At 47.6% G+C, this 19,408-nt stretch carries 16 protein-coding genes; 9 read left to right on the top strand and 7 right to left on the bottom strand.

Annotation, left to right across the window (positions count from 1 at the left end):
- Window positions 1-54 precede the first annotated feature (54 nt).
- From PMG25_RS14745 to PMG25_RS14730, 4 genes are all read left to right on the top strand, one after another.
- Window positions 55-672, top strand: a complete 618-nt coding sequence (locus tag PMG25_RS14745) for a GUN4 domain-containing protein (RefSeq protein ID WP_283767659.1) — start codon at window positions 55-57, stop codon at window positions 670-672.
- Between the two features lie 160 nt (window positions 673-832).
- Window positions 833-1,084 carry a hypothetical protein gene (locus PMG25_RS14740; RefSeq protein WP_283767658.1) on the top strand — a complete coding sequence of 84 codons (252 nt, stop codon included), beginning with the start codon at window positions 833-835 and terminating at the stop codon, window positions 1,082-1,084.
- Window positions 1,085-1,209: 125 nt separating this feature from the next.
- Window positions 1,210-2,739 carry a YifB family Mg chelatase-like AAA ATPase gene (locus tag PMG25_RS14735; protein WP_283767657.1) on the top strand — a complete coding sequence of 510 codons (1,530 nt, stop codon included), beginning with the start codon at window positions 1,210-1,212 and terminating at the stop codon, window positions 2,737-2,739.
- 164 nt (window positions 2,740-2,903) lie between these two features.
- Entirely contained in the window at window positions 2,904-3,662 is a 759-nt protein-coding gene (locus tag PMG25_RS14730) for a phycobilisome rod-core linker polypeptide (protein ID WP_283767656.1), read from the top strand.
- Here the strand turns inward: PMG25_RS14730 and PMG25_RS14725 are convergent.
- Entirely contained in the window at window positions 3,618-4,595 is a 978-nt protein-coding gene (locus tag PMG25_RS14725) for an RluA family pseudouridine synthase (protein ID WP_283767655.1), read from the bottom strand. The genes PMG25_RS14730 and PMG25_RS14725 overlap by 45 nt on opposite strands.
- Window positions 4,596-5,237: 642 nt before the next feature.
- On the opposite strand from PMG25_RS14725, the gene PMG25_RS14720 reads away from it, so the two are divergent.
- Window positions 5,238-7,958, top strand: coding sequence for a CHASE2 domain-containing protein (locus PMG25_RS14720; RefSeq protein ID WP_283767654.1), 2,721 nt, complete (start codon window positions 5,238-5,240; stop codon window positions 7,956-7,958).
- Between the two features lie 55 nt (window positions 7,959-8,013).
- Here PMG25_RS14720 and mog read toward each other — a convergent pair whose 3' ends face one another.
- From mog to ychF, 4 genes are all read right to left on the bottom strand, one after another.
- Window positions 8,014-8,544: a molybdopterin adenylyltransferase gene (mog, locus tag PMG25_RS14715; protein ID WP_283767653.1), complete on the bottom strand. Its 531-nt coding sequence runs from the start codon at window positions 8,542-8,544 to the stop codon at window positions 8,014-8,016.
- Window positions 8,545-8,691: 147 nt separating this feature from the next.
- Window positions 8,692-9,123 carry a SufE family protein gene (locus tag PMG25_RS14710; protein WP_283767652.1) on the bottom strand — a complete coding sequence of 144 codons (432 nt, stop codon included), beginning with the start codon at window positions 9,121-9,123 and terminating at the stop codon, window positions 8,692-8,694.
- Between the two features lie 227 nt (window positions 9,124-9,350).
- Window positions 9,351-9,737: a hypothetical protein gene (locus PMG25_RS14705; protein WP_283767651.1), complete on the bottom strand. Its 387-nt coding sequence runs from the start codon at window positions 9,735-9,737 to the stop codon at window positions 9,351-9,353.
- Window positions 9,738-9,834: 97 nt separating this feature from the next.
- Window positions 9,835-10,926, bottom strand: a complete 1,092-nt coding sequence (ychF, locus tag PMG25_RS14700; RefSeq protein WP_283767650.1) for a redox-regulated ATPase YchF — start codon at window positions 10,924-10,926, stop codon at window positions 9,835-9,837.
- A gap of 98 nt (window positions 10,927-11,024) precedes the next feature.
- On the opposite strand from ychF, the gene PMG25_RS14695 reads away from it, so the two are divergent.
- Window positions 11,025-12,506: an aminotransferase class I/II-fold pyridoxal phosphate-dependent enzyme gene (locus PMG25_RS14695; protein ID WP_283767649.1), complete on the top strand. Its 1,482-nt coding sequence runs from the start codon at window positions 11,025-11,027 to the stop codon at window positions 12,504-12,506.
- Between the two features lie 82 nt (window positions 12,507-12,588).
- On the top strand, window positions 12,589-13,185 hold the full coding sequence (cbiT, locus tag PMG25_RS14690; protein ID WP_283767648.1) for a precorrin-6Y C5,15-methyltransferase subunit CbiT: 597 nt from the start codon (window positions 12,589-12,591) through the stop codon (window positions 13,183-13,185).
- A gap of 25 nt (window positions 13,186-13,210) precedes the next feature.
- Here the strand turns inward: cbiT and cpcF are convergent, their stop codons facing one another.
- Together cpcF and PMG25_RS14680 are read right to left on the bottom strand one after the other, a co-directional pair.
- Entirely contained in the window at window positions 13,211-13,864 is a 654-nt protein-coding gene (gene cpcF / locus PMG25_RS14685; RefSeq protein ID WP_283767647.1) for a C-phycocyanin alpha-cysteine-84 phycocyanobilin lyase subunit CpcF, read from the bottom strand.
- Window positions 13,865-13,928: 64 nt separating this feature from the next.
- Complete coding sequence (locus tag PMG25_RS14680) at window positions 13,929-15,041, bottom strand: Gfo/Idh/MocA family protein (RefSeq protein WP_283767646.1); 1,113 nt, start codon at window positions 15,039-15,041, stop codon at window positions 13,929-13,931.
- A gap of 83 nt (window positions 15,042-15,124) precedes the next feature.
- On the opposite strand from PMG25_RS14680, the gene PMG25_RS14675 reads away from it, so the two are divergent.
- Together PMG25_RS14675 and gltX are read left to right on the top strand one after the other, a co-directional pair.
- Entirely contained in the window at window positions 15,125-17,758 is a 2,634-nt protein-coding gene (locus tag PMG25_RS14675) for a M1 family metallopeptidase (protein ID WP_283767645.1), read from the top strand.
- A 158-nt stretch (window positions 17,759-17,916) separates the two neighbouring features.
- Window positions 17,917-19,356 carry a glutamate--tRNA ligase gene (gene gltX / locus PMG25_RS14670; protein ID WP_283767644.1) on the top strand — a complete coding sequence of 480 codons (1,440 nt, stop codon included), beginning with the start codon at window positions 17,917-17,919 and terminating at the stop codon, window positions 19,354-19,356.
- Window positions 19,357-19,408: the final 52 nt, after the last annotated feature.

Raw genomic sequence — 19,408 nt, 5'->3', positions numbered from 1 at the left:
AAAAGTATAATGGAAATGTAAAGAGTACAATTATCCAAAACTGACTTCAATCCTATGACTAACGAACCCTCGAATCAACCCGAAACTCCTGATTTAGAAGCTCGTATTTCTGAGTTAGAAACCCAAATGGCTCAGTTGAGTGGGTTAACTTCCCTACCCCAGAGAGTGAGTCAATTAGAAGAACAGGTGGAAAATTTACTGAATGTCGTCACTGATGTGGAGCGTTATGGTCAGTTGCGTGATTGTTTAAGTGCGGGTCAATGGAAGGAAGCAGATCAAGAAACGACTGCCTTGATGCTAGAAGCGATGGGGCACACCCGTCATGATAAATTAACTCCGGATGATGTGCTGATGTGTCCCTGTAGTATTATTCGGGTCATCGATCGCCTCTGGCTCAAGTATAGTGACGGTAAATTCGGCTTTAGTGTCCAGAAGCAACTCTATCTGGAAGAGGGCGGAAATGATGATATTTCTAAAGTGGATATGAAGATTTTGGAGAAAACAGCCGCTAAGGTGGGTTGGTTTAAGGAGGGTAAGTTTTTGCCCTTGGAGAACTTAGATTTTAGTTTGGATGCGCCTGCGGGGTCTCACCCTTCGGGATGGTGGCGATCGCCCTATGGGGGAAAAATGGCCACCTATTTCTTTGCCCGGATGATTCGCTGTGGGATGTAAAGTAATAGGGAATAGGGAATAGGGAATAGGGAATTAGGCGATCTCCGCGTCCTCCCATTCCCCCACCTGATTGTGTTAAGAGCTATTGAGAACAGGGGCATTTTTAACCCCTGTTTTGCTATAACCAAGGTAGGGCATTGGCAACAGTGGAGGAAGAGCCATGAATCTCAGGTTAATTGTTTTTTCCGGAGTAGTTACAGCTTTGATTGGTATCGTCTTTGGATTATCTGTATCAAAAATGTCTCAACGACAATTTCAATGCTGTGATTTAACCCACCGACCCGAATTTTCCCAAGGCTTTAGTCAATCGCGAGCGCCTCGTACCTATGCGATTATCGGAGCAACGGCAGGTTTTGCGATCGGTTCTTTGATCGAAACTGTGCGGCAAAATAAACCGGCTGAAGTTGATTAAGAGGGGGATAGGGAATAGGGAATAGGGAATAGGGAAAACCCAGTTTCGCCATTTTCTGCCACACCCATTACCCATTACCAGCGCGTAGCGCTATAAACTAGGATACTGATGATCTGAGGAATCCCGTGTTAGCTAGAGTCTGGAGTGCATCTTTGGTGGGAATCAACGCCATTAAGGTGGGGGTTGAAGTTGATGTATCTGGGGGCTTACCGGCGATCGTGGTGGTCGGATTGCCCGATACAGCCGTGCAAGAGTCGCGGGAGAGGGTGAAGGCAACCCTGAGAAATTCGGGCTATGGGTTTCCCATGCGAAAAATCGTGATTAATTTAACTCCCGCCGATTTGCGGAAGGAGGGGCCGAGTTTTGATTTACCGATTAGTATTGGCATTTTAGCCGCTTCGGAACAGGTGAATCCTCAGTTACTCGGAGATTATTTGTTTCTGGGGGAAGTGTCCCTAGATGGGAGTTTGCGCCCGGTGGCTGGTGTTTTACCGATCGCGGCGGCTGCGGAACAATTAGACATTACTGGGTTGGTGGTTCCGGAAGATAATGTGCAAGAAGCCGCCCTCGTCAGTGGCTTAAAAGTGTATGGATTTAAGCAGCTCTCTGAAGTCGGGGATTTCCTCAGTCAGCCCGATCGCTATGAACCTGTACAATTTGATGGCGTTAAACGCTGGCAAAACGCGCCTGCGAAGGGCTTGGATCTTCAGGATGTCAAAGGGCAAGCCCATGGTCGTCGCGCCCTAGAAATTGCGGCCGCTGGCGGTCATAATTTAATCTTTATCGGCCCTCCAGGCAGTGGAAAAACCATGTTAGCGCGGCGTTTACCGGGCATTTTGCCGCCGTTGAGCTTTGATGAAGCTCTAGAGGTGACGCAGATTCATTCGGTTGCCGGTTTATTAAAGAATAAAGGCTCTTTAGTGTGCGATCGCCCCTTTCGCTCTCCCCACCATTCCGCCTCCGGTGCATCCTTAGTCGGTGGGGGCAGCTATCCGCGACCGGGTGAGATTTCCTTGGCTCACCAAGGGATCTTGTTTCTCGACGAGCTGACGGAGTTTAAACGCAATGTTCTCGAATTCCTGCGCCAACCCCTCGAAGATGGAGAAGTCACCATTTCCCGCGCTCGTCAAACCGTCACCTTTCCTGCCCAGTTTACCCTGATTGCTTCGACTAATCCCTGTCCCTGCGGCTATTACGGCGACTCCCTGCAAGCCTGCACCTGTTCCCCCCGCCAACGGATTAATTACTGGGCTAAATTATCCGGGCCATTACTCGATCGCATCGATCTACAAGTCGCCGTTAACCGCCTCAAACCCGAAGAAATCACCCAACAAAGTCGCGGGGAACCCTCAGCCGCTATACTCGAACGGGTGAAAATAGCCCGCGATCGCGCTCGGTTGAGATTCCAAGACGATCCCACTCTGCATTGCAATGCCCATATGCAAACCCAGCATCTACGCCAATGGTGTCAACTCGATCAAGCCTGTCAGCAACTCCTAGAAGGAGCCATTCGCAAGTTAGGATTATCAGCTAGGGGAACCGATCGCATCCTCAAAGTCGCCCGGACGATCGCCGATTTAGCCGGTCAGGAAACCCTACAATCTGCCCATATCGCTGAAGCCATCCAGTACCGGATGATCGATCGGATGCAGTGAATCAAGTCCAATCTTATATTAAAAAATATTAAGATTCCTTGCATTAAATCCTCAATTACTCTCCCAATTCCTCTAGAAAACTTTCTACAAGTTGGGCCAAAGTTTGATATATAGTAAACAGTTAAGGAATGTAAGTTTTTCTAAGATTCGGGAGATATATCAAGGTGGCAATTCCTTTATTAAACTACTCTCCAAAAAGTCAAAATGTGCGTGTTTCCGGCTATGAAACCGGTTCCGAAGAGCAACCCATTGTTTATTCCACGGAAGATCTGCTCTCTGGCAGTAACCTGGATGAACTAATCTGGGCTGCCTATCGCCAGGTTTATAGCGAACACCAAATGCTCAAGCAAAATAGACAAACCGCCCTAGAGTCTCAACTCCGGTATGGTCAAATCACCGTTCGGGATTTCATTAAAGGTTTAGTCACCTCCGATCCCTTTATGCGTCGGAACTTTGAAACCAATAGCAACTACCGCTTTGTAGAAATCTGCGTCCAACGCTTGTTAGGCCGCGATGTATACAGCGAGCGGGAAAAAATTGCTTGGTCGATCGTGATTGTAAACAAAGGTGTAGCCGGATTCATCGATGAACTCTTAGAGAGCGATGAATACCTGGAAAACTTTGGGTATGACACCGTTCCTTACCAGCGTCGGCGGGTTCTTCCCCAACGGCCAATGGGAGAAACACCTTTTAACCTGAAGACTCCTCGCTATGGAGCCTATCACCGTTCTCAGTTGGGCTTCCCCCAAACGGTTTGGCAAAACCAAATCCGCAAGTTTACGCCCCAAGACAAAAAACCATCTGCTGGCAGCCCGGTCAATTTCTTGGATATGGCTAAGTCCATTCCTAGTGCCCAGGGTAAACCAGCCGGGCGAGTTTCAACCGCGAATCTGCCCATCGCTGCTCCTTATCGGAAGCGCTAATCTTTGTCTGAGGACTTGTAAAAGTTTTTTAAATTCTGGGGGTGGTGGAGCAATTGCTTCTATCCACTCCTTTTTTGTGGGATGCTGTAGGCGCAGTCTCCAGGCGTGCAGGGCTTGTCCAGAGAGGTTAACCCCCACGGAGCGATTGCGGCTATAGGTGGCATCTCCCACCAGGGGATGACCGATAAAGGCACTGTGGACGCGGATTTGATGGGTACGCCCGGTTTCGAGTTGGAAGTGCAGGAGGGTATAGTTGCCAAGACGCTCTTGGACTTGCCAATGGGTGATGGACGCTCGGCCGCCTTTTTCAACAGGAACGATCGCCATTTTTTGTCGATCGCCAGGATGTCGCCCAATGGGTTGGTTCACCGTTCCACTCTCGGTGGTGGGGGAACCATGGACAATACCGAGATAGTCGCGACGGGCGGTTTTTTCTTTCAGTTGGGCTTGCAGATGATAAAGAGCGGTTTCGGTTTTGGCGATCGCCAACGCCCCAGTCGTATCCTTATCCAGTCGATGGACAATTCCCGGTCTCTGCTCGCCGCCAATGCCTTTCAAGTCGGGACAATGGGCTAAAATGCCATGGACTAAGGTTCCCGTTTCATGACCGGCGGAAGGATGTACAACTAAGCCAGCCGGTTTATTCACAATCAAGATTTGATCATCTTCATAGAGAATATCTAAGGACATATCTTCCGGGATCAGGTCAACCGGTTGCGGTGGAGGCAACTCTAAGGTAATGCGATCGCCCGGTTGTAGGGTCATTTTCTTCCGTTGACACACCTGTTCATTCACCTTTACCTGCCCGCGATCGATCAATTTCTGGAGTCGGGAGCGGGAAAAATCCGCTAACTGATCCGAGAGATAGCGATCGAGGCGATCGGCTTTGTGGGTCACTTGAAGAGCAATAATTTCGGATGAGTTTAGAGTCATCGGTACAAGAGCTGCTTAGGGGAATGGGTGTGAGCATCTTTCCATCAGAAAGAATCAATACTTTTCAATAAGTGGTTTCTCCCCCTAGGTCACTTCAGGGAAAAGGGGATACAGTAAGATATTAGGAGTTCAAGGGTGCATACATACAATGAATCATCTACCGAAACTGATCCAAATTCTTTTGGTCACTACCATTATCAATGCTTTGGGCTGTGTCCAGCAAAATCCAAACGTGATGAAACCCGACGTAGCGATCGAATGTTGCCAATGCTGTGATGCGGACGGCAACAATTGTAAATGCTGCTTATGTGGATGATCCTTGGATCGCCAAACCTCAGCCCTGATTCTTTCTCCATTCCTTCTCCATTCCTTCATGAGTCAGATGAATGACTCTCTTTTTTTTGTATTTAAAAATACTTTGCTTAGATTGAATTGTTCCTAACCCCTGATTTTTCGTTCAATTAGCTGGCATTAACCCAACTTACATTTTCCGTGAGCCACTCTTAACCGTTAACTGTATGATAGCAGCAGTAAACTGGAAGATAAGGGTGACGATAGGGTTGCTAACCCTCCATAGAGCGTCAAGAGGAACCTATGGTGGGAAAAGTCCTTAATTTGTAGGTTGAAGGGATGCAGGCAAAGTTGAGCAGTATAATCAAACGATGGGGTAAAGTCTTGCTCACTGCGACTAGCATGACAGGAGCGATCGTTGCCATTCGTCTGACAGGAGTATTGCAACCTTTAGAATTATCCGCATTGGATCAAGGGTTTCGCTTGCGTCCAGTAGAAGCTAGAGACGATCGCATTATCATTGTTGGCATTAATGAAGCAGATATCCAAGCGATCGGCACTTGGCCGATCTCGGATGCCATCTTAACCCAAGTATTACAAAACATAAAAGCCCAAAATCCCACCGCCATTGGCTTGAATTTATACCGAAACTTACCCGTTGAGCCAGGGTATGAACAGTTAAGCACCTTATTTCGCCAGACTCCCAACTTAATTGGAATTGAAAAAGTCGTCGGAGAAACAGATGGTTTGGCGATCGCCCCCCCTCCCGTCTTAGCTGAACTCGGTCAAATCAGTGCCAATGACTTTCCCTGGGATGTAGATGGTAAAATTCGCCGGGGGTTTCTCTATCTCGATGATACCGAAGGCAATACCATCTTCAGTTTAGGATTTCGTCTGGCCCGATTGTACCTAGAACAGCAAGACATTCTGCCCGCGAGCGGCGAAAAAGATCAGATCACCCTAGGTCAAGCCAAATTTTACCCCTTTTTCCAGAATGATGGAGCCTATATTCGCAGTAACGATGCCGGTTATCAGATTATCTTGAATTATCGCGGCAAACCCGGCAGTTTTACCACCATTTCCTTAATGGATGTCCTAGAAAATCGCCTTCCAGCCGATTTAATGCGCGATCGCATTGTCTTGATTGGTTCCACCGCCAAAAGCCTAAAAGAATCCGTCTTAACCCCCTATAGTAACGAAATCCAAGGCATTCCCCAAGCCATGGCCGGAGTAGAAGTCAACGCCAATTTCACCAGTCAGCTCATCAGTGAAGCAATGAATGGCCGCTTACCCATCAAAACCTGGCCCGATATCTGGGAATATCTATGGATTTTTGCCTGGTCAATCATCGGCGCAAAATGGATTAGTCAATGGCACTTAATTGACGATATTGCTAAACTTTATGTTGGCCGAACAACCCTCACCTTTCTCATCAGCGCCGCCAGCGTTATTACCCTCAGTTACATTCTCTTTCTGTATGGCTGGTGGATACCCCTCATTCCCTCCTTTTTAGCCTTAACCAGCTCCGCCCTCCTAGAAACCAGCTATACCCTCTGGAGTAACCTGAGAAAATCCCAACACCAACTGCAAGAATATCTACACACCCTAGAAGCCAAAGTTGCCGAACGCACCCAAGAATTACAAACCGCAAAACTCGCAGCCGATGATGCCAATAAAGCCAAAAGTGAATTCCTAGCTAATATGAGCCATGAATTACGCACACCCTTAAATGGCATCCTCGGCTATAGCCAAATTTTGGTCAGAGATGGGAGCTTAAATCCTCAGCAAATCAATAGCATCAACATTATCAATCAATGTGGTACACATTTACTCAATCTCATTAATGATATCCTTGATTTAGCCAAAATAGAAGCCCGCAAAATGGACTTAAACCCCACCGATGTTCATTTTCAATCCTTTTTGATGGGTGTGGCTGAAATCTGTCGCATCAAAGCAGAGCAAAAAAATATTGAATTTGTGTATCAAACGGATGCTGAATTACCTGAAACTCTATATTTTGATGAAAAACGTCTCAGACAAGTTTTAATTAATTTGATTGGTAATGCCATTAAATTCACCCATCAAGGAGGAGTTATTTTCCATATTTATCACCGGGAATCCGTGATTCATTCAGACTCAGATTCAACTATTTATCCCCTATCCTTTACCATCGAAGACACTGGAGTAGGGATGACTCCAGAGCAATTAAATACTATTTTTTTACCCTTTGAGCAAGTGGGCAGTAAAAGTCAAAATGCAGAAGGAACAGGTTTGGGATTGGCAATTACACAACAAATTATTAACTTAATGGAGGGAGAAATAATAGTAACCAGTAAGCTAGGACAAGGAAGTAAGTTTCAGATCGACTTAAACTTAAAAAGCAGCCATAAACTCAGGTATAAAACAAAAGAATTTAGAGCGAATCCAATTTACATTAAAGGAAAACCACCCCGTATTTTAATTGTTGATAATCGCTGGCAAAATCGAGGTATTTTCACGGAAATATTATCTCCTTTAGGTTTCGAGCTGGCGGAAGCCGAAAATGGTCAACAAGGTTTAGATAGGGCAGCAAAGTTTAATCCACAGTTGATTATTAGTGATGTGGGAATGCCAGTAATGGATGGGTTAGAGATGATTCGTCATTTACGGCGATCGTCCCAATTTAAAAAAACAATTATTTTAATTTCATCGGTGCGAGCCTTTGAGTCCGATCAAGCTCAATTTTTAGAGTCAGGGGCTGATGATTGTTTATCTAAACCCGTTAAAATTGATGAATTGTTAGATAAATTAGAGCATTATTTAAAGTTAGAATGGATTTATGAAACTCAGGATCTTGAAGTATCTGATTCTGTTGATGTTGCTGCAACCACTGAACAAAAAATACCTGAATACACTGAATTAAAAAAATTACACTATTCTGCTAAAATTGGAGATATTGAAGCCATTAAATTAGAATTAGATCGGATTCGAGAACTAGATTCTGCTTATCAAGATTTTGTTCAACAATTAGAAGAAATGTCCGCTAACTTTGAAGTCGAAAGTATTGAGCATATTTTGCAGAAATATTTATAGTCATATTCGGTAAATAGACAGGTAGCGTCCCTCATAAAGCAAGCAAGGCGCTGTATTAATTCTGTTTCGGTCGAAAGACTTGAATCACCTCCGGATTACACTCTAGATAAGGTGCGCCAATTAAGTCTAAGCAGTAGGGAATGGCGGGAAAGACAGCATCTAGACATTCTCGGATGGATTTGGGTTTACCGGGAAGATTGACGATTAAGGCGCTGCCGCGAATGCCTGCGGTTTGTCGGGACAAGATGGCGGTAGGAACGTATTGCAGGGAAACGGAGCGCATGAGTTCCCCAAATCCGGGGAGCATTTTGTCACAGACGGCTTCTGTGGCTTCTGGGGTTACGTCCCTGGGAGCAGGGCCGGTTCCTCCGGTGGTGACGACCAGGGAGCATTGACTCTCGTCTATGAGGGAGGTGAGGGTGGTTTTAATTGTCTCATAGTTGTCTGGGATGACCTCATAGACGGGTTCCCAGGGACTGGTGAGGTATTCGGTGAGGCGGTCAATGATGGCTTTTCCGGAGAGGTCTTCGTAGACTCCGGCACTGGCTCGGTCTGAGGCCGTCAGGATTCCAATACGGGTGTTCATGGGGAATGGGGAATGGGGAATGGGTGCTAGGTTTGAGACAACCCTAAAATGGTGGGTTACGGCGGATTGAGAGATTGCTGTCAGAGTCTAGGTTTTAGCCGCCTAACCCACCCTACGCTAATGCACTATTGTAGCTGTGTCACGGCACTAGGTTGTACTAGCGGCGATCGCCTTTTTCTTCATGGTCTCGAAGATGTTGTAAAATCCATTTGCCCGCGATGGCGTTAGGTTCACTTCTAAACCAGTGTCTTTGATAAAGTTGGCGGAAAGATGGGTTACTTCTTCAGGGGTTAAGCCATCGAGTCCTCTGACAAGTAGTGCAACTAGACCTTTGGTCAGTTGAGCATCCGAATCTGCTTGATAGTGCAGTTTGCCCTCTTCCAAGGTTGCCGTTACATAAACTTGGGAGACACAACCGGGGACTTTGTTTTCATCCACCTTATCCGCGTCTGGGAAGGGGGGTAATTTCTTGGCGTAGTCAATTAATTGCTCAATGCGACGCTTCGGGTCTTGACAGCGTTGGAAGCGTTTGACAATTTTCTCTAAGTTAGGGGGTAGGCTTTGGGTTGTTTCAGTCATAGGGCGATCGCCACAAATATCATAGATCCATTATGCTTATACTGGATTCTAATAGATCGCTCCCGTTCACCTGCCCGGACTTAAGATATTTTTTCTGTATTTAAAGCTTGAAGAAAAAGGAAAAGCGCCTGGGAGTCTGGCCGTGTTTCGACCCCAAGCGCGTTTTCCTTTCACTTTACTCCTCACCACCAACCACAGTTTATCACATCTCGATCGTTTGTCAAGGGTTAAGACATTTTTTCTAATAAATCCATCCGCACACAACCCACTTCAAAGGCGGCATACCAACGGCCGGCGCTTTCATAAAAGTGGCTAATCTCCACACTTTTACCGCTATAGGGCAAGACAATTTCATCTCCGGCTTTCCGTTCTCCATATTCAGGGACTGGCTCCGGTTGCTCGATTTTCGGCAGTCGGGGAGCGTCATGGGGTTTACGGGGTTTAGGGGTTTTCGAGACTCGTTCGGGTTTAGCCGGGGCCTGGGGTCTTTGGGGTTTTTGCACAATTTCCGGACGTTTGGGCCGTTGAACCCTAGGGGGATTTAGGGACAGTTCCGGTTGGGATTCGGGTTGGGACTCGGAGGGTTGGCGATCGCTAGAATTAGATTGGGTCATTTTTAAACGGGGAAAACGCAACACAAGCACATTTGTGATCTATCCTATAGCGCTGGGCGCTGGTCATGGGTAATCGGTAATGGTTTTTTCGCCCCACTTAAACATTAAACCGGAAGAGCATCACATCCCCTTCTTGCACCACATACTCTTTCCCTTCACTGCGTACCAATCCTTTGTCCTTAGCTGCATTCATCGACCCACTACTGACCAAATCCTGGTAAGCAATGGTTTCTGAGCGAATAAATCCCCGTTCAAAATCGGAATGAATCACTCCCGCCGCTTGGGGAGCCGTCATCCCCGCTTTAATCGTCCAAGCGCGGGTTTCCTTGGGCCCGGTGGTCAAGTAAGTCCGGAGTCCCAACAGGCTATAGGTGGCGCGAATCAAGGATTGTAGGCCTCCCTCTTCTACCCCCAAACTGGCGAGAAAATCAGCCCTATCTTCTGGGGGCAATTCGATTAACTCCGATTCCACCTGAGCAGAAATAGTGACCACTTCAGCCGTTTCTTGGGCAGCAATCTGTTTGACCTGCTCTACCCATTGATTCCCCTCAGCTAAATCATCTTCAGAGACATTGGCCGCGTAAATAATGGGTTTGGCACTTAGCAGGCCCAATCCTTTAATGCTGTCGAGTTCCTCCTCACTTAAGGGAGCTAAACGAGCAGATTGACCCTCATTCAAGACTTCCATCAGTTTTTCTAGGGCGCTCACTTCTACCAGAGCGTCCTTATTGCCCCTCGCTTGCTTACGAGCGCGGTCTAAGCGCCGTTCGACCTGACTCAGGTCAGCTAAGGCCAATTCTAGATTGATCGTCTCAATATCCCGACTGGGATCGACAGAACCGGAAACATGAATGATATCATCATTTTCAAAGCATCGAACCACATGCACAATGGCATCTACTTCTCGAATATTGGCTAAAAACTGGTTACCGAGGCCTTCACCTTGACTGGCTCCTTTGACTAGGCCCGCAATATCAACAAATTCAATCCGCGTGGGAACAATTTGTTCAGATTGGGAAAGTTTAGCCAACACAGAAAGGCGTTCATCGGGGACGGCAACCACCCCGACATTGGGTTCGATCGTACAAAATGGAAAATTAGCCGCTTGTGCTTTAGCATTGGCGACTAAGGCGTTAAATAACGTTGATTTGCCTACATTGGGCAGTCCAACAATTCCAGCTCTGAGCATTAGTGGAGTTTGTTAATGAAGTTTCAGGTTGTCAAGTTGATCTTAAGTGTGTACCGAATCGCCAACTGGGTTGATTGAAAGTTATAGGATTTACCAAAGTGTCTCAAGCCAAAACCCCAATTTTAGATGCACTCCGGCACTATGCGACTCACGCTCACGCTCCGTTTTATACACCTGGCCATAAACGGGGAGTGGGTATTTCTCGCCCTTTGGCGGATTTATTCGGGAGTTTGGTGTTTCAAGCGGATTTACCGGAGTTGCCCGATCTGGATAATTTGTATGCTCCAGATGGGGTGATCCGAGAAGCGCAAGATTTGGCTGCCCAAGCGTTTGGTGCAGATCAGACCTGGTTTTTGGTCAATGGTTCGACCGCCGGTGCGATCGCTGCGATTTTGGCGACTTGCACCAGTGGCGAAAAGATTATTTTACCCCGAAATATCCATAGTTCGGCGATTTCTGGGCTAATTCTCTCTGGAGCGATGCCGATTTTTGTCAATCCGGAGTATGACCCGGATTGGGATATGGTCAATAGTGTTACGCCGATGTCCATTGAGAAGGCGTTGACTAAACATCCGGATGCGAAAGCGGTGATGATGGTCTATCCGACCTATCAAGGGGTTTGTGGGGATGTGGAGGCGATCGCCAATTTATGTCATGAATCTAATATTCCTCTGATTGTGGATGAGGCCCATGGCCCCCATTTTCATTTCCATCCAGATTTACCGCCTTCGGCTCTATCCAGTGGGGCAGATGTAAGTATTCAATCGATTCATAAGGTTCTCGGAGCGATGACCCAAGCCTCGATGCTCCATCTGAAGGGGTCACGGGTCGATCCCCAAGCCATTCGGCGATCGCTCCAACTGATCCAATCTACCAGTCCCAGTTATTTACTCCTCGCCTCTCTAGATGCCGCTCGCCAGCAAATGGCTCTCCAAGGAGAGAGCCTCATTTCCCAGACTTTAGACTTAGCACAACGGGCGAAACACAACCTAAAAACTCTTCCCCAATTAGCCATTTTAGAACCCAAAATTAGTCGGGGGTTTATGGCCTTAGATCCCACTCGCTTAAGTGTGAAAGTCAGTAGTTGTGGCTTGACGGGCTACGAAGTAGACCAGCTTTTGCACGATCGCCATGGCGTTATTGCCGAATTACCCTCTGCCCAGTATTTAACCTTTATCATTAGTTTGGGCAACACTCAGACCGATATCGAGCAATTAGTGCAAGGGTTATCCCAGGTTTGCCAGACCCCAGGGACTCATCAATTTGACTCCTCCCCCACAGTCTTACAACGATGGCAAGAAGAATGTTTATTTGTCCATCCGTCCTCCTTTTTAATTACCCCTGCCCTTTCTCCCCGTGAGGCCTTTTTCTCGGAAACCGAAACCTTACCCCTAGAACAAACCGATGAGCGCATTTGTGCGGAAATCATTTGTCCTTATCCTCCAGGAATTCCGGCGATCATGCCCGGTGAAATGATTAATATGTCAGCATTAGACTATCTACAACAGGTTTTATCCCTAGGGGGGACGATCACCGGATGTAGCGATCCCACTCTAAAAACCTTAAAAGTCGTGAGATAATAGAAAATTGGGTGAAATAGGCAATGGTGACCCCAAGCCAGACCCATTTTTAATTTTTAATTTCTAATTTTTAATTGATCTTATGTCCCTTTGGCCCTTTGTTTCTCCGGGTATCCCCGACGATCTATTTGAGCGGTTACCGGGTATTCCCTTAAGTAAGCGGGAGATCCGGTTATTGCTCATTTCGGCGATGCGGTTGCGTAAGGATTCAGTCTTGTGGGACATTGGCGCAGGAACGGGAACCATTCCGGTGGAAACCGGGTTATTGTGTCCAGAAGGACGAATTTTTGCGGTTGAGCGTGATAATGAGGTCGCCAGCTTAATTCGTCGAAATTGCGATCGCTTTGAAGTCCAAAATGTAGAGATTATTGAAGGCAGCGCCCCCGAATGTTTACAGGAAATCACCATGCGTCCCCATCGCGTTTGTATGGAAGGGGGACGCTCCGTTAGACCCATTTTAGAAGCGGTCTGGAATTTGTTACTCCCAGAAGGGCGCATCGTCGCCACTGCTGCGTCTTTAGAAAGTTTATATGCTCTCTCCGAAGGCTTTGCCCAGCTCCAAGTTCGGAATATCGAAGTTGTTCAGTCTGGGGTCAATCGTTTGGAAAAACGGGGCATGTATCAGGTTTTTGCCGCCGTCAATCCCATGTTTATTATTAGCGGCGAAAAGCTCGATTAACGAACCCTTGATGGAAGTGCCTGATTTATGGGCGATCGCTCTTTTTTTGTTTCACACCTTGAATCGCCCATTGAATACGTGCGCGAACACTTGGCTCTTCTTCGAGATCTTGAAGTTGCTGTAAGCGATCGATAATTTTTGGGTAGAGACTGGGATCGACGCTTTCCCCTAGAGACCCTAAACCCACAACAGCAGCATAGCGCACCACCCATTCAGGATCTTCGGTCACTTGAAATAAGGTTTTCATCACCCGCTCTTGGGCCGCAGAAACCTCAGTAGAGGGCAATTTTGACCATTGGATCGTACCGAGTCCCCTGGCAGCCCCCCGACGGACACTCATGGAAAAGTCAGTGGTGGCCGCTTCTAGCAAGGTTTCTAAAGCATCAGGGTGACCAATTCCGGCTAGGGCGCGAATGGCCCAAGCGCGTCCCCCGTAGTTGTAATTATCGAGAAGTTGGAGTAAGTCATTAACGGCTAAATCGCCTAGGGCAATTAAGCCATCAACCGCAGCAACGGCCGCTCCAGGGTTGTTATAACTGAGGACTTGAATGAGGGTGGGGGCAGATTCGGGAATTTGGGCAGCAGCTAAGTCTTCTACTGCGTCAATCAGGCGATCGGAGGAGTCGGCTTTTTCGATCGCCTCAAGAAGGCTGGATAAGGAAGAAACAGAGGTCGTCATAGCAATGTCAAGGGATGGGGAATCGGCAAAAGGCAAAGGACAAAACTCGGTTGTTTCCTGTCAATTAAATCAAATCCGATCGCTGGGGAACTTCGACCCAACGGTTTGTCCTATGGGATTGATGGGTTAAATCGATCAACAGTTGGGAGTATACCCCGTCTCGTAGGGTGGGAACAGCCGTGGGTTGAACCGAAGGATTTTCTATCGTTTCTACCCAAGCATCCACCACGCGCATCAATGCGGTAATACGTCCATCGGAGTGGGTTTGGGGAAACTCTAGACGTTGGGGAATCTCTAGTTGGCTCAACGGTTCGCCAAATTTGGCTCCTTGCAGGGTAAAGCCATAGATATAATCTTTTTGATTGGAACTGCCTAAAACCAGGGTAGCGCGATCGCCATACACTTCTACCCAATGCCCCCGTCCTTGATAGGCGATCGAACTGAGAGAGACTTGACAAGGCGTACCATCAGCCAGTTCGAGCATCAATAAACCGGTATCATCTGCGTCTACCAGTTTGAGTTCTCCTGTCGTCGGATCTCGGCGTTGGCCAATCGCGGTACTCAAGCGAGCCGATAGCCGCTTGATGTCTCCAAATAGCCAAGCAATATAGTCAAACGTATGGGAACCGATCGCCCCTAATGCTCCGCCTCCTTTCTCTTTTTGGGAATACCAATTCCAAGGACGATTCGGATCGGAGCGAGAGGGAGCCAACCAATCAATTTTAATGAACCGTTTTTCCCCCACATAATTATCAGCAAGCAGTTCTTGAACTCTTTGCCATGCGGGGACAAACCGGAATTCAAAATCCATCGCTGCCACAACGCCTTGAGCTTGAGCCAATTGATAAAGGTCTTGGGCCGACTGAACCGATAGGGTGGTTGGTTTTTCCAGCAATAGGTGTTTTTTTGCCGTCAGAACAGTTTTCGCCATTTCGTAGTGTAAGAAGGGTGGGGTAGAAATACTAACCGCTTCTACCTCTGGCAATTGGGCGATCGCCTCTACGGTATCTACAGCATGGGGAATTTGATGTTCAGCAGCGATCTTCTCAGCCGTCGCCCGATCCCGGTGATACACTGCTACCACTTGAGTACGATGGTGATGCTTAAAAGCAGGGATATGAACTTTTTGACCAAATCCTGTGCCGACAATGCCGATACCAATAGAAGACTGACTCATAGATTAGTTTTCCCCGGTAAATTTTCCAAACCCTAAAAACTGTATTAAACTAAAAAATTGCTCCTAATCTCATCCGTAACTGCATGTCTGAACTATTGCAATCCCTTCTCGATGGCGAAAAACCTAAGCATAAATCCTTTCAACTTCCTGGCTCCTATCCCCACTATACCCCCGATCGCCCCGGACAAGTCGAACATATTTTCCTGGATTTAGTCCTAGACATTCCCCAGTCTCGATATAGCGGTTCCTGCACCCTCCATCTCAAACCTATTCGCACCGGGATTGAAACCCTCACCCTAGACGCAGTAGATCTAATCATCGAAGGGGTCAAAATCAACCACAAAACCCAATCTTTTGACTACAATGGTCAACAGCTCCACATCCATCTAGACCCCCCCACCCAAGCCCAACAAACCCTAGAAATCCAAATCACCTATCGCGTCGAACATCCCCAAAGAGGACTCTATTTCATTCATCCCGATCGTCACTATCGGGACAAACCGACCCAAGTTTGGACACAAGGAGAAGATGAAGACTCCCGTTACTGGTTTCCCTGTCTGGACTATCCCGGCCAACTCTCGACTTCCGAAATTCGCGTACAAGTCCCCGCTAAATATATGGCCATTTCCAATGGGGAACTGATCGACACCCAAACTCAAGGAAAAACCAAAATTTATCACTGGTTTCAAAAAGAAGTTCATCCCACCTATTTAATCACTCTAGCAGTGGGTGAATTTGTGGAAATCAAAGACCAATGGCAAGATAAACCCGTTACTTATTACGTGGAAAAAAGCCGTAAAGAAGATGCCCAGAGAAGCATGGGCAAAACGCCCCGAATGATCAACTTCTTTAGCAACATCTTTGATTATCCCTATCCCTATCCCAAATACGCCCAAGTTTGTGTGGCTGATTTTATCTTTGGGGGCATGGAAAACACCTCCACTACCCTGTTAACCGATCGCTGTCTCCTCGATAAACGGGCCCTAGTCGATCATCCCTTCACCGAAAGTTTAGTCGCCCATGAACTGGCTCACCAATGGTTTGGGGACTTAGTGGTAATTAAACATTGGTCTCACGCTTGGATTAAAGAAGGGATGGCTTCCTATTGTGAAGTGCTGTGGACAGAACATGAATATGGCTCAGAGGATGCCGCTTATTATTACCTCAGAGAAGCCCGCAATTATATACAAGAAGATAAAACCCGTTATCGTCGCCCCATCGTCACCCATGTCTATCGGGAGCCGATCGAACTTTATGACCGGCATCTGTATGAAAAAGGAGCCTGTGTCTACCATATGATGCGGGCAGAATTGGGGGATGATTTATTTTTAAAGGCGATCCAAACCTTCGTTCGCAACCATGCCCACAGTACCGTAGAAACGGTGGATTTACTGCGAGCGGTTGAAGAAGCAACGGGCCGAAATCTGCTGTTTTTATTCGATCAATATGTCTATCGTGGCGGTCATCCCGATTTTAAGGTGAGCTACAGTTGGGATCGCGACCATAAGCTGGCCAAGGTGACAGTGGTGCAAACCCAAGCGAAAGACGATGAAAAAGCGTTATTTGATTTGAAAATCTCCATCGGTTTTGGCTCCGTTGTGCCGTCTGAGAAAGAAGGTCAAAAACCAGAAGTGGCGATCGCGCCAGCGAAACAGAGTTCGATCGCTTCCCATCAGGTGAGGATTCATCAAGTCGAAGAGACGTTTTATTTTCCGTTAGAGGAGAAGCCCAGTTTTATTAGTTTTGATGTGGGCAATTGCTATCTGAAAACCGTGGTTTTAGACTATCCGGTGGCCGAGTTAAAGGCCCAGTTGTTTTACGATCCTGACCCCATTTCTCGCATTTATGCCTTGAGTGCTTTAGTCAAAAAGGGGACTTTGCCGGTAGTTGAGGCTTTGGCGGAAGCGCTGAAAACTGAACCCTTTTGGGGAGTACGGGTAGAAATTGCGAAGAGTTTGGCTAAAATTCGCCTGGATCAGGGGTTTGAGGCTCTGTTACCGGGGTTGAAAGATGGGGATGCACGAGTCCGTAAGGCGGTGGTTGAGGCCCTAGGGAAAATTAAAACGAAGGCCAGTTATAAGGCTCTGAAGTCGATTTTGGTCAATGGCGATCCCTCTTATCAGGTGGAAGCCTCTGCTGCTAGGGGGATAGGGGCGATCGCCGCAATTAAGGATAAGGATCTGCCTAAACCCCGTAAGGCGATCAAATTGCTCAAGAAGGTCTTGGAGACTAAAGCCGGTTGGAATGAGGTGGTTCGCAGTGGGGCGATCGCCGGTTTAAGTCAAATGAATCGGTCTAAAGCAGCCTTAGAGGTGATTCTAGAGTATACCGAAGCGGGTATGCCCCAACCCCTGCGCTTAAGTGCGATTCGTGCCTTGGGTACGGTATCCTCCGGTCAAGATGAAGCTGAGGTAGAACAGGTGTTAGCGCGGTTAGAAGCTCTATCGGCTGAATCGTTTTTCTTGACCGAAATGGCAGTCATTCAGGCTTTAGGAACCATGAAAACGGCAAAAGCGATGGAGATTTTGCAAAATCTCGCCGCTTCAACCGCAGATGGGCGGGTGCAACGTCGAGCGGAAGAAGCGGTGCAAAAGGTGCAAAAGGCGATCGGCTCTGATAGTGCTGTAGAAACCCTACGGCAAGAAGTCGAGCAGTTGAAGAAAACCAATCAAACCTTAAAAAGTCGCGTGGAAGCCTTAGAAGCAAAAGAATCCTAGCTCCCCCGTTACAGCGCAAAGAGCGCAAAGCCCCTAGATGAAGACAACAGGTTGGTAGTAGACCGGCGTATCGTCCCTTTCCCATGGGAGAGGGATAGAGGGAGAGAGCAAGTCAAGCGTTAAAATGAGAAAAAGTTGTATCCAAAGAGAAAACTTTTGTGAGTGTCAGAGTTAGAATTGCACCGAGTCCCACCGGAAACCTCCATATTGGCACAGCGCGGACGGCTGTCTTTAACTGGTTATTCGCCCGCCATCTGGGGGGGAAGTTTATTATTAGAATCGAAGACACCGATTTAGAGCGATCGCGCCCCGAATACACCGATAATATCCTCGAAGGCCTGAGTTGGCTTGGCTTAACCTGGGATGAAGGCCCCTTTTATCAGTCCCAACGGCTTGATATGTATAAGCAAGCCGTGCAAACCTTGCTCGATAAAGGACTTGCCTATCGCTGTTATTGCACGACCGAAGAACTCGACGACATGCGAGCCAAGCAAAAAGCCGCCGGTCTTGCCCCCCGCTATGATAACCGCCATCGTAATTTAACCCCAGAGGAACAAGCCGCCTTTGAAGCCGAAGGGCGTAAACCCGTGATTCGGTTTAAGATAGATGGCGATCGCACCATTGTCTGGAAAGATTTAGTTCGAGGAACCGTCAGTTGGAAAGCCAGCGACTTAGGCGGGGATATGGTCGTTGCGCGTGCTGCCGAAGCCGGAGGAGTCGGCCAGCCCCTCTATAACTTAGCCGTAGTCGTCGATGATATGGACATGGCTATCACCCATGTGATTCGCGGCGAAGACCACATCGCCAACACTGCTAAACAAATCTTACTCTACGAAGCCCTAGGGGGAGAGGTTCCCGAATTTGCCCACACGCCCCTAATTCTCAATCAAGAAGGGCGCAAACTGTCTAAGCGTGATGGGGTAACCTCCATCTCCGAGTTCCGTCAGATGGGCTATATTGCTCCCGCTTTAGCCAATTATATGACCCTCTTGGGTTGGACAGCTCCCGATGCGACCCAGGAGATCTTTACCCTAGACGAAGCGGCCCAAACCTTTAGCTTCGATCGCGTCAATCAAGCCGGTGCTAAATTTGATTGGGATAAGCTCAACTGGATTAACAGCCAATATCTCCATCATCTCCCTGTCGCTGAGTTAACCGACCTTGTTCTTCCCCTCTGGAAAGAAGCCGGTTATGACGTAGACTCCCAACAGCGCCCCTGGTTAGAACAACTCGTTGCCCTCATCGGCCCCAGTTTAACCCGTCTGCCGGAAGCTGTAGACTTAGGCAAAATGTTCTTTACCTCAGAGATTACCTTCTCCGCAGAAGCCCAGGAGCAACTGCAAAAAGAAGGAGTAAAAGAGATTTTAGAATCCCTTTTAGCTGCCGTTGAAGGCTCTGCTGCCACTGAAGACACCCTCAAGGAGGCAATTAAAGCGGTCACCAAAGAGAAGAAGGTGAAAAAAGGCTTAGTGATGCGGAGTATACGCGCCGCCTTAACCGGTGAAGTCCACGGCCCCGACTTGATCCAATCCTGGTTACTCTGGAATCAGAACGGACAAGATGGCGATCGCATCAAACAAGCCCTACAAACCCTATAGCCAGTCAGGAATGGGGAATGGGGAAGACTTACTTCTCCCCTCTCCCCTATCC

Source organism: Roseofilum capinflatum BLCC-M114 (assembly GCF_030068505.1).
Taxonomy (GTDB): Bacteria; Cyanobacteriota; Cyanobacteriia; order Cyanobacteriales; family Desertifilaceae; genus Roseofilum; species Roseofilum capinflatum.
This window is presented reverse-complemented; position numbering and strand designations above follow the sequence as displayed.